Raw genomic sequence first — 13,336 nt, forward strand, 5'->3', positions numbered from 1 at the left:
AGGAGATGCGCCCATGTCGTTTTTTGTCGAAGCGCTGATTTCACTACTGTTGGTTGCAGGCGGTATTTTCGTCTTTATCGGCTCGCTGGGTCTCGCTCACCTAAGAGACTTCTACATGCGCCTGCATGGCCCCACCAAGGCCACCACACTCGGCATAGGCTGCATGCTTGTCGCCTCAATGGGTTACTTTTGGAGTATCGATGGCAAGCCTGACGTACAAGAACTGCTAATCACGCTGTTTTTATTCATTACCGCACCGGTTAGCGCTCACTTGCTCGCCAAAACGGGTCTTCACATGCAGCTCAAGCATATAGATAAAACCCAGGGCAAACCGGTAGAGCTCCGCTCAGAAGAAGTTGGTGAAAAACCTGTCCCGCACCCTGACAAGGGGCATGGTTAAAAGACAGGAACAGCCGTTCTTGATCGCTAAGCGCTGGCTGCAACGCCAGCGCTTTTTATATGTCAACGACGCAAGATAGTAGTGGGAAGCAACACTTTCCGGTAAGCTCCTTGCGTTTTGTTAGCCTGTTTTGAGGTAATTATATGTGGAGCCTGCTTAGGTTGTCGGCACTGTCATTAACCACGTTGATGATAGCGGGTTGCTCAGACCCCAAAATAGACACAAGCTCAATGCCAGCCGCCGTAGTTTCGGTTGAGAAAGTGCGCGACTCACTCCCCGCCTACAAGCGCGATGAGTTTGATCAAGCATTAACGATCATTGCCATGTCATCGTTTAGCGGCATCGATTTACTCAATGCCCAACGTATGAATGCCGCCGAAATTGCCGAGTCAGCGAATGCCTACATGCATGGCCTAACGGGTGATGAAGTTATAGAGCGCGCCGATAAAATGCTGCGCGAACGCCGTGCCCGCGAACGCGAGCAGGCGCTGCAAACGCTTGATCGTCTAGAAACCAAACAAGCGCGGGCTGAACACGATCAACAACAGCGCGCCCAGGTGAGCATTGAAAGTGCCGATTACTACATCAGCACCAGCCCCTATGGCGCATTCGAACCCGTGATTGATCTTCAGGTAACGAATGGTTCTGACCAAGAGGTATCAGAACTGTTTTTACATGGCGTATTGACCAGCCCAGGACGCGAGACAGCGTGGGTCGATGAAACGTTTTACTATGTTATTGCTGGCGGCCTAGCCCCCGGCGAGACCGCACAATGGAGCCTTGCCCCCAACCGCTTCGGCCCCTGGGGTAATGATCAAATTCCCCGCGATACACAGCTAACCTTAACGCTACTGGGGATAAATAACGCGCAAGGTGAGCCACTTTGGAACTCGCCATCGCTTAGCGAAAATGAGGCCGCTAAGCTAGAAGCCTTGCGTGCGGAGTATGGCGGTGTTAACGCCCATACTGCCAACTAGGGCTAAGGCGGTGCTAAAGCACCGCCTGTGCACTTAGCGGCGCTATCAGTCAGTCGATCAGATCTGCTTCCCGATAGCCAATTAAATACAGTACCGCATCAATTCCCAACGTTGAAATTGCTTGGCGAGCTTGTGCGCGAACCATCGGCTTGGCGCGAAACGCAATCCCAAGCCCCGCTTTTGCCAGCATTTTAAGATCGTTGGCACCATCACCAACGGCAATCGTCTGCTCTAAAGTAAAACCTTCGCGTAGCGCGATTTGCTCTAGTAGATCGGCCTTGCGCTGCGCATCGACAATCGGTTCTTTCACATCACCGGTTACTTTACCATTTTCAATGACCAGCTCGTTGGCGTGGATTTCGTCAAAACCGAGCTTCTCCTGAAGATGGCGAGCAAAGTAGGTAAAGCCCCCAGACAATATCACCGTGCGGTAACCAAAACGCTTTAAGTTCGCCATTAGCCGCTCAACACCGTCCATTAAGGGCAGCTCGGCAGCAATCTCTTTCAAGACCGACTCGTCTAAACCGGCTAGTTTACTCATACGCTCGCGGAAGCTTTGTTGAAAATCCAGCTCGCCACGCATCGCTCGCTCGGTCACGTCGGCGACTTCATCTCCGACCCCATGGCGGCGAGCCAGCTCGTCAATCACCTCCGTCTTGATCAGCGTCGAGTCCATATCAAAACACACTAAACGACGATGCCTACGCCAGATAGTATCTTCTTGAATAGCAATATCGACACCATGCTGGGCACCTAGCGCGAGCGCCTTTTCGCGTAGGGCTTCTAGCTCTACATCACTGCCTCTGAGCCAACATTCAACGCAAGCACCGTTAGCAGGCGAGTCACCTTCAAGCGCTTCGCGGTCTGAAAGACGGTGAATTAGCTCAACAGTGAGACCAAACTCTGCGGTCAGCGATCCTACTTCAGCTAATATGCCAGCAGGCAGCTTGGGGGCTAGCAGGCTTAAGATGAGTCTTGGTTGGCTAGCTTGCTCACTCCAGCGCTGATAGTCGTCGCCACTCACCGCAATTGCCTGCACGTCTAAGCCTAGCGTATCTCCCGCTTCACTAAGCGCGGCTTCCAAAGCGCTGTCCTGATCAAGCCCCACCAGCATTTCCAAAGAGAGCATGCCAAACGTCACGCTTTGATTAATATCCAACAGCCGGGCACGCCCAGCCGCCAACGCATTACCCAGGCCAGCTAACTGCCCTGGGCGCGCAACCCCGGTCGCACGAATCAAATAACGTGTTGCCATGACTTACTCCCCTGCCTCTAAACAATCTACTTTTTGGAAACCGCGAGGCAGTTTGCTGCCTCGCCTACCGCGTTCACCACGATAATACGCGAGATCGTCGGCTTTCAGGGTTAGCTTACGCTTACCGGCATGAATAATGAGTTCACCACCCTCTGCCACAACGGCAATATCGCGCACAAACTCTTCACGTCGAGCCGCACGCGGACCGGGAATATCAAGCATTTTATTGCCTTTCCCTTTGGCCATTTCGGGCAATTGGTCTAACGGGAACAGCAGCAGCCTGCCTTCATTGGAAACCGATGCAACCCAATGGCCTTCGCCTTCCGGCACTTCCACTGGGGCCATAACGCTGCACCCTTTAGGAACACTCAGTACCGCTTTACCGGCTTTATTCTTGCCTGTCAGGGCCTCAAGCTGCGCGACAAAACCATAACCACCATCGCTGGCCAATACGTATCGCTTGGTGGGCGGCGCCAGCATTAGCCCTGCCATGCGCGCACCTGCCGATACGTTGACACGGCCGGTAACGGGTTCACCCTGACCTCGGGCACTAGGCAGGTTGTGCGCTGCTAGGGTATAAGCGCGGCCAGTGTCGTCTAGCAACACCAAAGGTTGATTGGTTTTACCACGGGCCGCCAGTTGGAAACTATCGCCAGCCTTATAGGAGAGCCCTTCCGGATCGATATCATGGCCTTTCGCCGCACGAATCCAGCCTTTTTCCGACAACACGACGGTAATCGGATCAGCGCCTAACAACTCTACTTCAGAGAGCGCTTTTGCTTCACTACGCTCAACCAGCGGCGAACGACGCGCATCACCATGCTCTTTACCCGCCGCGCGGATCTCTTTTTCAATTAACGTGGTTAGCTTAGCTTCACTACCCAGCAAGCCTTGCAGCGACTTGCGCTCTTTCTCCAGCTCATCCTGCTCGCCACGAATCTTCATCTCTTCTAGCTTAGCAAGATGGCGCAATCGCAGCTCTAGGATCGCCTCTGCCTGCCGCTCAGAAAGACCAAACGCAGCGATCAATGCTGGCTTAGGCTCATCCTCTTCACGAATAATACGGATCACTTCATCAAGGTCGAGGTAAGCCGTCAGTAGGCCTTCAAGAATATGCAGACGGTCTTCGACTTTACCTAAACGATGCTCTAAACGACGGCGCACTGTCGCTCGCCTAAAGCGCAGCCACTCGCTCAGCATATCGGGTAACGGCATCACGCGGGGGCGACCATCCAGGCCGATCACGTTCATGTTCACCCGCACATTCTTTTCTAAATCCGTGGTGGCGAACAGGTGCGCCATCAGCGATTCAACATCCACGCGGTTAGAGCGTGGCTCAATCACCAGGCGAGTAGGCTCCTCATGGGTGGACTCATCACGCAAGTCGGCTACCATCGGCAGCTTTTTGGCCTGCATTTGCGCGGCGATCTGCTCCAACACTTTGGCACCACTGACCTGATAAGGCACAGCGGTAATCACGATATTGGCCTCTTCGCGCACATAACGAGCGCGCAGCTTGACCGAACCGCGGCCTGATTCGTAGAGCTTGCGCAGGTCTTCTTTCGGCGTGATGATTTCGGCATCGGTGGGGAAATCGGGGGCCGGTACAAACTCCATCAGGTCGACAGTGGTCGCTTCCGGGTTCCGCAACAGGTGACAGGTCGCCTCTACCACTTCAGTCACGTTGTGAGGTGGAATATCGGTTGCCATCCCAACCGCGATGCCGGTACCGCCGTTGAGTAACACGTGCGGCAAACGCGCTGGAAGCACTACCGGCTCTTGCATCGTGCCATCGAAGTTGGGGGTCCAGTCCACGTTGCCCTGGCCTAACTCGCTGAGCAGCACTTCTGCAAACTTAGACAGCTTGGCTTCGGTGTAGCGCATGGCAGCAAAGGATTTGGGGTCATCAGGGCTACCCCAGTTGCCTTGCCCATCCACCAGCGGATAGCGATAGCTAAACGACTGGGCCATTAGCACCATTGCTTCATAGCACGCGCTGTCGCCATGGGGGTGAAACTTACCCAGCACATCACCGACGGTACGCGCCGACTTTTTGTACTTGGCATTGGCGTGCAGCGCCAATTCACGCATGGCGTAAATAATGCGCCGCTGCACAGGTTTCATCCCATCGCCAATATTGGGCAAGGCGCGGTCTAAAATGACGTACATCGAGTAGTCGAGGTACGCTTTTTCGGTGTAATCGCGCAGGGACAGCCGTTCGACGTCACCCTCTGCTACCTGAATATCCATGTCGATCATATCCTACCTTAACAACAAAACCGCCCCAGTCGGGGCGGCTGATAAGCGGACACGCGGCCACTTAGCATGGCACGCTATGTTAATTGATACTTTTCATGCGATGCATTCGACAGTGCTGGAGCCTGGGATACCGCTTGCGCACCGCCGTGAAACTCGTCCAGCAAGCCTTTTAAGCGCTGGGCCTGTAACGACAGTTCATTAGCAGCCCCTGCGGCCTGGCTAACCAAGCCCGCATTCTGCTGGGTCACCGTATCCATCTGCGTTACCGCACGGTTAATCTCGTCAATGCCATTGGTTTGTTCGCTGGAAGCTTGGCTGATTTCGCTAATGCGTGCCGTTACTTCCTCAATGGCGACCACAATTTCTTTCATAGCCGACTCAGCTTGTTGAGCATAACCACTGCCCGTCGCGATCTGCTCAGAGGTGGTTTTGATCAGCCCATTAATATTTCTGGCCGATGCAGCACTGCGCGAGGCAAGCTCACGTACTTCACTGGCAACCACCGCAAAGCCTCTTCCGTGCTCACCCGCACGCGCTGCTTCTACCGAGGCATTCAGCGCTAATATATTGGTTTGAAAAGCAATATTTTCAATTACTTGAACAATTGAAGCGACTTCAACAGAGCTTTCGTTGATCGCTTCCATGGATTGCGCCAGCCTTGATACCTGTTGGCCGCCGCGCTTTACTTTATCCGCCGATTCTTTTGCCCGCAGGTCGGCCTCTTGAGCGTTATCAGCGTTTCGCTTCACCGTAGCCGCCATCTCTTCCATCGTTGATGACGTCTCCTGAAGAGAAGCCGCCTGCTGTTCTGTTCGGCTAGAAAGCTCCGTATTGCCTGCCGCGATTTCAGTGGACTCGCTGGCGATGGCATCGGCCACGCTCCGCACATCACCAAATAGCCGCTGTAGCTTCTCCGAGTATCGATTAACAGCACGGCGCAGTTCGCCAATCTCATCCTCGCGATAGATCGTCAGCTCGCGACTCGAGTCATCCTGCCCCAGCTGATCGATTTGACGCGTAGTACTGCGTATTTGCGCTAGCAAAATACGCCCACCCCACCACCCAAGCCCCAGCAAAAGTGCCAACAAGGGGACAATAAATAGCAGTAAATCACGTGTTAACGTGCGTGCCAAAGCCGTGACTTGCTCGCTAGGCGTTACTAACCCCAGCGTCCACCCCGTACGTGGCATGTCAAATAAACGCACCTCAGCAGCTTCTGCTAACACACCTGCATTTTCGACACTCGCCTGTTCACGGCCAGCCGTGATCGCCGTAACAACGGGCTGAAGCCAGGGCATATCACGGGCAACGTCAGCTAAACTTTTCATCTCATCAGCGGCTTGCTCCACCCCCGGCAGGTCAATGACATTGCGCTCATTATCCAGTACAAAGGCGTAACCGCCTGTGCCACCGCCATTTTCTGCAAGAAACTCGGCCACGCCGCCTAGCTGCATATCAATGGTCGCTACACCTGAAAAAGCACCATCGATATAATACGGAACACTACAGGTCACCATGGCAACCCCTGTCGCTGGATCGCGGTAGGCAGCAGACCAAACGCACTGCCCTGGCGTCGCATCGCGAGCACTGCTATACCATGCTTCGTCGTGATAAGGCGCAATAGTGCTTGCGTTGTAGTCATCCAGAAACTCCAACGCTCCTTGAGCATTACGTGCCCAGAAAAAACTGAAGCGCTCGACACCCGGCGAAAATGCGCCTGGCTCAGGCCAAATACCGCCTCCGGCAATTGTCATATTGCCGTTATCATCGACCACATTGGGCAGTGCTTGCTGGTAAATCGCTTCATCTTGAGGAAGCGATTCGGCCAACGCCGCTAAGCTCGAGGTATTCCCCTCGACGCGAGCCAGCTGGCCATTCAGCGCATTCACGATAGAGCCGCCCGTACGCTCAATCAATGACTGACTTGCATCGATCACCAACGGCTGACCACGCCAGGCCATCACGCCGTAAATACTGACAGCCATTAGTAGTGTGAGCACCACTGCAGACAACGTTAACTGCCGAGAGATTGTGTTGAACAAAGCTATTCCCCTGTCTATGAGCGTTTTTTACGCGTCTTAGTATGTAAGCTACTTATTCAACTATCGGCCAAATAGCATGGCACTGTAATAATGCCTGTTAACGTTTGCCTAGCAGATTGGTCTCACGCCTCCGGTCTTTATAACTGGCTTTGCAACTGTTGCGAAAACAGTCGCAAAAACAGTCATTACAACCAGACTAATGACGCCTCTATATCTGTAACTACACCTCTACATCAGCGAGATTGCCGTAATCTTCCAGCCACTTTTTGCGGTCACCGGCGCGCTTCTTGGCCAGCAACATATCCATCATTTCCATCGTGCCATCGCCCTCTTCCAACGTTAACTGCACCAGACGACGGGTCTCCACTGACATAGTGGTCTCACGCAGCTGTAGCGGGCTCATTTCACCCAAGCCTTTAAAACGCTGAACATTGGGCGTGCCACGTTTTTTCGCCAACTGCTTGAGAATGGCGGCTTTCTCACTCTCATCCAGGGCATAGTGCACTTCTTTACCTAAATCGATTCGGTAAAGCGGCGGCATGGCGACAAACACATGCCCGGCATCCACCAGGCTGGGGAAGTGCTTTACAAACAGCGCGCACAACAGCGTTGCAATGTGCAAGCCATCGGAGTCCGCATCCGCCAGGATGCAGATTTTGTGATAGCGCAGTTTTTCAAGATCTGCACTGCCGGGGTCGGCACCAATCGCCACGGCGATATCGTGCACTTCCTGAGAGCCATAGATATCGTGGGTATCGACTTCCCAGGTATTGAGGATTTTGCCGCGCAGCGGAAGAATGGCTTGAGTTTCACGGTTGCGCGCTTGTTTGGCGCTACCACCTGCCGAGTCGCCTTCGACTAAAAACAGCTCACTTAGGGCAGGATCCTGGCCGGAACAGTCGGCGAGCTTGCCTGGCAACGCGGGACCAGAAGTCACTTTTTTACGGGCGACCTTTTTGGACTTTTTCTGGCGCTGTTGGGCGGCGCTGATCACCATTTCGGCCAGCTGTTCGGCCTGTTCAATGTGGTGGTTAAGCCACAGCGAGAAAGCATCTTTCAACACCCCAGACACGAAGCCCGCAATCGTGCGTGAGGAGAGCCGCTCTTTGGTCTGTCCGGCAAACTGAGGATCAAGCATTTTCACCGAGAGCACAAAAGAGGCTCGTTCCCATAAATCATCGGCGGTTAGCTTAATGCCGCGGGGCAACAGGCTGCGGTATTCGCAGAACTCCCGCAGCGCTTCCAACAACCCTGAACGGAAGCCATTAACATGCGTGCCGCCCTGGGGTGTGGGAATCAGGTTTACGTAGCTTTCCAACAACGCGTCGCCACCTTCGGGCAACCACTGAATCGCCCAGTCAACGCCATGCTCGTCGTCGCTAAAATGGCCTACAAAGGGTTCATTCGGCACCACTTCATAGCCATCGGTAGCTTCAGCTAGGTAGTCCTTTAAGCCATCGGCATAGGCCCATTCAGTTTTGGTGCCATCAGGCTCTATCAGCGTAACCGCCAGCCCAGGACACAGTACCGCCTTGGCACGTAACAAGTGCTTTAACTTTGAAAGGGCAAGCTTTGGGCTGTCAAAGTAGCTCTCATCTGGCCAGAAACGCACGAGAGTGCCCGTCGCTTTTTTCGCCGCTTTACCAATTTCGTGTAGCTCTTCGACTTTTTCGCCAAACTCAAAGGCCATGGCATGGCGCGCGCCATTACGCGTCACTTCAACATCTAAACGGCGCGATAAGGCATTAACCACCGATACGCCAACCCCGTGCAAACCACCCGAGAAGCGATAGCTGGAGGAGGAAAATTTGCCACCCGAGTGGAGCTTGGTAAAGATGAGCTCGACGCCCGACACGCCATGTTCAGGGTGCAAATCGATCGGCATACCGCGGCCGTTATCCTGCACTTCGATGGCGCCATCGCTATGCAGCACCACGCTGATAGCCGTTGCGTGCCCTGCGAGGGCCTCATCAACACTATTATCAATAACCTCTTGAGCGAGGTGATTGGGCCGCGAGGTGTCGGTGTACATACCGGGACGCTTACGCACCGGCTCGAGCCCTGACAGGACTTCGATGGAACTCGCGCCGTACTGGGAGGCATCAAACTGGGTCATGTAACATCGGTTCCTAAAAAAATAGCGCTAGCAGCCGCTCTTAAGTACTTGAAACAAAGCGTACTGAAACAAAACGAACTGAAACGAGTCATTAGCGGCTGGCAAAAGGGCACAGGATAGCGGAAAAGCAAAAAGCTGTATATCCAGCCATGAAAATCACAATAGCGTGCTACTCCTGCTCTGCCGCCCAAAACGCCTCAATCAGGCCACGGCTGGAAGCATCCATACGGGAAATATCACCGCCGCCATCAATGATTGCCTGGGTATCGGTGGCAATTTTCTTACCTAGCTCAACGCCCCACTGATCAAACGGGTTAATATCCCAAATGACCGCCTGTACAAACACTTTGTGCTCATACAGGGCAATCAGTGCCCCCAGCGTAAAGGGTGTTAGCTTGTCCAACAGGACCGTTGTAGAGGGCTGGTTCCCACGGTAGCGCTTGTGCTCTGGGCGGGGGCCATCATCCTCTAGGGCATCATCCCCCAGCATCAGCACTCGTGACTGAGCAAAGCAGTTCGCCAGCGCTAGGCGGTGCTGCGCTTTTAAATGGCGACGTGTATCCAAGTCTTCCACCTCATCGTAGCGCTTCAGCGGTGCTATAAAATCGCATACGACCGGCTGGGTGCCCTGGTGAAGCAACTGATAAAAGGCGTGTTGAGCGTTGGGACCAAGCTGCCCCCACAGCACTGGACACGTTGAATAATTCACCGCTTGGCCTTGGCGGGTCACTGACTTACCGTTGGATTCCATCTCAAGCTGTTCAAGATAGGCAGCAAAGTACTCTAAGCGTCCATCGTAGGGCAGTATCGAATGGGCACGAATATCCAGGAAATTGACGTTCCAGATACCCGCTAACCCCAGCAGTACTGGCAGGTTTTCTTCCATCGGTGCATCACGGAAGTGACAGTCCATTGCATGGGCACCCGCCAACAGTTCGCGGAAGTTATCCATGCCTACGACCAGCGCAATCGGTAGGCCGATGGTGCCCCACAAGGAGTAGCGCCCGCCGACCCAGTCCCAGAACATCAGTTGGTGATCTGAGGAAATACCCCACTCACTCATCTTTTCAGGGCTCGCCGACACACCAATGAAGTGCTGGCGAACAATTAACTCTGCGCTTAATGGCGCGGCACTGGGAAGATCGCCATGCTCAGAAAGCTTTCCTAATAGCCAGTCTTTGGCCGTATTAGCATTGGAAAGCGTGTCGATAGTGGTAAACGACTTGGACGATAAAACAAACAGGGTTGTTTCAGGATTAAAGCGACTTAGATAATCCGCCAGCTGGGAGCCATCCATGGTCGACGCAAAGTGCACGTCCAATGAGTGCCCCTCTTTTGGGCGATAATCTGCCAGCGCATGGGTGACCATTAACGGGCCAAGATCCGAGCCGCCGACACCTAAATTCACCACATGCCGGATCGGCTTACCGGTTGCACCACGCCACTGTCCCGCCTGCAAGCGCTGTACCAAACGCTCCATTTGGGCAAGGCTGTCATGCACAGCGGCCACCACATCTTCCCCTTCTACTTCCAGCGTGGCATCAGCAGGTAACCTTAAAGCTGTATGTAGTGCGGGGCGATTTTCACTGACGTTGACACGCTTCCCACTTAGTAACGCATCAATCTCCCCTGGCACCCCCGCTTCATGCGCCAGCCCCAGCAAGTGTTCAAGGGTGTCATCATCCCAACGCTGTTTAGATAAATCCAAGGTTAAACCTGCCACTTGGCGCGTGAAGTTCAACCAGCGACTGTCATCATCACCGAACAAATTTTTTAAGTGTACGTGTTGTAGCGTGTCAGCATGATGCTTCAACGTCTGCCATGCGGGTAGTGTATCGGGGGTTGTGCGTGTTGCTGAAGCCATATGCCCTCTCCTTTGGCGTCCTTCCGTGCGGCAGGAATCTGTTATAAACAGGTCTGTTCTGGTGTATCAAGGGCGCGTAAACTACGCAGCCTCATTAATAATCCTGGCTTGCCCATGAGTGATGCATCTTACCGCGACGCTATCTTTTCAACACCCTTAGATAAGGTGGCAAGGTTCTCCTTCGACGAACAGGTCGTTGCGTGTTTCCCTGATATGATCCGCCGTTCAGTGCCCGGTTACGGGCAAATCCTCGGCATGTTGAGCTTAATTGCCCAACGCCATTTGCGCCATGGCGCTCACGTTTACGACCTAGGTTGCTCGCTGGGCGCATCCGGCCTAGCACTGGCGGGCGCACTTCCCGCCGATGCCTTTCGCTATACCGGTGTGGACCTTTCACCCGCTATGGTGGCTAGGGCCAAGCAAACCTTTTTGGAAGAGTGCCCAGACCATGCCATGCAGATCGAGGAGGCCGACATACGCACGCTTGAGTATGCGCCTTCCGGCATGATCATTCTCAACTTTACGCTGCAGTTTCTGCCCCCTGCCGATCGCGATGCGCTGCTGAAGCGGCTTTACGATGCCCTTGAACCGGGCGGCGTACTGATTTTATCGGAGAAAACCATCGATGCCGATGAACGGGACAACGCGTGGCGGGTTGAGCGCTACCATGACTTCAAGCGCGCCAATGGCTACAGCGATATGGAAATCAGCCAAAAGCGCACTGCGCTGGAAAACGTGCTAATTCCCGACACGCTTGATGCCTTACATGGCCGCTTAGCCCTAGCGGGCTTTTCTCGCTCAATGACCTGGTTCCAGTACTTGAACTTTACCTCGCTGATCGCCTTCAAGGAGGGTTAAGGTGCCGCTGTTACCCGATGATCATCGCGCGCTTTATCAGGCATTTTTAGATCAAGCCAGTCAGGATGCCACACTGACACCCTGGCTTGCCAAGCTGCCCGAACAGCTGGCCAATGGATTAGATCGCCAGCGTCACGGCGACCTGTCCGCCTGGGAGAAAGCGGTTGCCAAACTGCCTGCTCTACCCGAAGAGCGCCACGTCGACCTTACCAGCGATACAGTGAGCGTTGATGTCGCTTTGAGCGATAGCCAAAAGCGTCAGTGTTTTAATCTGCTGCGCAAACTATCGCCCTGGCGCAAAGGCCCCTTTCGCTTGGGTGGCATCGATATTGATACCGAATGGCGCTCCGACTGGAAATGGCAAAGAGTCGCCCCGCATCTTGCGCCGCTAAAGTACCGTAAGGTATTGGATGTTGGCGGTGGCAGCGGCTACCACGCTTGGCGCATGGCCGGAGAAGGCGCAGCCTTTGTGCTTGTGATTGATCCTTCACCACGCTTTTATTGGCAGTTTCAGGCGGTGCGCCACTTCGTTGGCAATGCCGACGGCGGCCGCACGCAGTTTCTACCGGTAGGCATTGAAGATGTGCCGGAAAAGCTGGGATTTTTCGATACGGTATTTTCCATGGGCGTGCTCTACCACCGTCCTTCGCCACTTGAGCATTTGCAGCAACTAAAAGAGGCGTTAACCCCCGATGGTGAACTGGTGTTAGAAACACTAGTGGTGGAAGGCGATGAGCAAACCGTGTTTGTACCTGGCGAACGCTACGCCGCGATGCCTAATGTTTACTTCCTGCCCTCTTCAAAAGCGCTATGTCACTGGCTAGAACGGTGCGGTTTTACCAATGTGCGAGTGGTCGACGAAGCGCTAACAACGCTTGATGAGCAGCGCTCAACCGAGTGGATGACCTATCAATCGCTAGCCGATTTTCTCGACCCCAGCGATCCAACTCGCACCATTGAAGGCTACCCTGCACCACGTCGAGCGGTGATTATCGCCAACCGAAACGGATGTTGATGGGCTGTGTCGTACGCTTGTGTCAATCAAGCTTGTAATGATCGTACTGTTAATAACACGTTTTTTTGTAACAGTTCTTAATTACTTAGATCGTTATGGGATAGCCCATAATGTCATCGCTCATATAGGCACAAGCTCACTAATGGGATATTAATCAAGGAGTAAAGATGGGTTTTTTAGCGTGGATTCTATTCGGCCTTATCGCCGGTGTGATTGCAAAAATGATTATGCCTGGTAAAGATCCAGGTGGCCTTATCGTTACCATTCTTCTCGGTATTGCTGGCGCCTTTGTCGGTGGCTGGATTGGCTCACTGGTTGGGCTTGGCACCATGGGCGACTTTAGCTTTGGTAGTTTTGTGACCGCTATCGTAGGCGCATTGGTATTGTTGTTCGGCTATCGGATGATCAAGAAGTAAGCATCTCACATTGCCCATACGACAAAAAAAGCCGCTCAATAGAGCGTAATGCCAGTCAGTTAAGCCTGACTGGCATTAGCCGATGGGCTGGTTTTTTTTGTTTAATAAGTGCCTGACGGTGACTCCACCCCAGC

The 13,336-nt window shown here is 53.6% G+C and carries 10 protein-coding genes; 5 read left to right on the top strand and 5 right to left on the bottom strand.

Translation table 11 applies throughout. The annotated features are described in order from the left end of the window. Positions 1-13: 13 nt before the first annotated feature. Together NDQ72_12795 and NDQ72_12800 are read left to right on the top strand one after the other, a co-directional pair. A complete protein-coding gene (locus NDQ72_12795; GenBank protein ID WKD26944.1) occupies positions 14-400 on the top strand; it encodes a Na+/H+ antiporter subunit G in 387 nt (128 codons plus the stop codon). 230 nt (positions 401-630) lie between these two features. Continuing rightward, positions 631-1,377: a hypothetical protein gene (locus tag NDQ72_12800; protein ID WKD30395.1), complete on the top strand. Its 747-nt coding sequence runs from the start codon at positions 631-633 to the stop codon at positions 1,375-1,377. A gap of 49 nt (positions 1,378-1,426) precedes the next feature. Here NDQ72_12800 and serB read toward each other — a convergent pair whose 3' ends face one another. From serB to pgi, 5 genes are all read right to left on the bottom strand, one after another. Further along, positions 1,427-2,632, bottom strand: a complete 1,206-nt coding sequence (gene serB, locus NDQ72_12805) for a phosphoserine phosphatase SerB (protein WKD26945.1) — start codon at positions 2,630-2,632, stop codon at positions 1,427-1,429. 3 nt (positions 2,633-2,635) lie between these two features. After that, positions 2,636-4,891 (bottom strand): DNA topoisomerase IV subunit A, encoded by a 2,256-nt coding sequence (parC, locus tag NDQ72_12810; GenBank protein WKD26946.1) that lies wholly within the window; start codon positions 4,889-4,891, stop codon positions 2,636-2,638. Between the two features lie 74 nt (positions 4,892-4,965). Next, positions 4,966-6,933, bottom strand: coding sequence for a methyl-accepting chemotaxis protein (locus tag NDQ72_12815; protein WKD26947.1), 1,968 nt, complete (start codon positions 6,931-6,933; stop codon positions 4,966-4,968). 220 nt (positions 6,934-7,153) lie between these two features. Beyond that, the gene (gene parE / locus NDQ72_12820) at positions 7,154-9,049 is read right to left on the bottom strand and encodes a DNA topoisomerase IV subunit B (protein WKD26948.1); all 1,896 of its coding nucleotides are present in this window, start codon (positions 9,047-9,049) and stop codon (positions 7,154-7,156) included. Between the two features lie 169 nt (positions 9,050-9,218). Beyond that, the gene (pgi, locus tag NDQ72_12825; protein WKD26949.1) at positions 9,219-10,913 is read right to left on the bottom strand and encodes a glucose-6-phosphate isomerase; all 1,695 of its coding nucleotides are present in this window, start codon (positions 10,911-10,913) and stop codon (positions 9,219-9,221) included. 114 nt (positions 10,914-11,027) lie between these two features. On the opposite strand from pgi, the gene cmoA reads away from it, so the two are divergent. From cmoA to NDQ72_12840, 3 genes are all read left to right on the top strand, one after another. Next, positions 11,028-11,771, top strand: coding sequence for a carboxy-S-adenosyl-L-methionine synthase CmoA (cmoA, locus tag NDQ72_12830; protein ID WKD26950.1), 744 nt, complete (start codon positions 11,028-11,030; stop codon positions 11,769-11,771). 1 nt (position 11,772) lies between these two features. Beyond that, complete coding sequence (cmoB, locus tag NDQ72_12835) at positions 11,773-12,786, top strand: tRNA 5-methoxyuridine(34)/uridine 5-oxyacetic acid(34) synthase CmoB (protein WKD26951.1); 1,014 nt, start codon at positions 11,773-11,775, stop codon at positions 12,784-12,786. Between the two features lie 167 nt (positions 12,787-12,953). After that, positions 12,954-13,202 (top strand): GlsB/YeaQ/YmgE family stress response membrane protein, encoded by a 249-nt coding sequence (locus tag NDQ72_12840; protein ID WKD26952.1) that lies wholly within the window; start codon positions 12,954-12,956, stop codon positions 13,200-13,202. Positions 13,203-13,336 lie beyond the last annotated feature (134 nt).

The sequence above is a fragment of the Halomonas sp. KG2 genome (genome assembly GCA_030440445.1).
Taxonomy (GTDB): domain Bacteria; phylum Pseudomonadota; class Gammaproteobacteria; order Pseudomonadales; family Halomonadaceae; genus Vreelandella.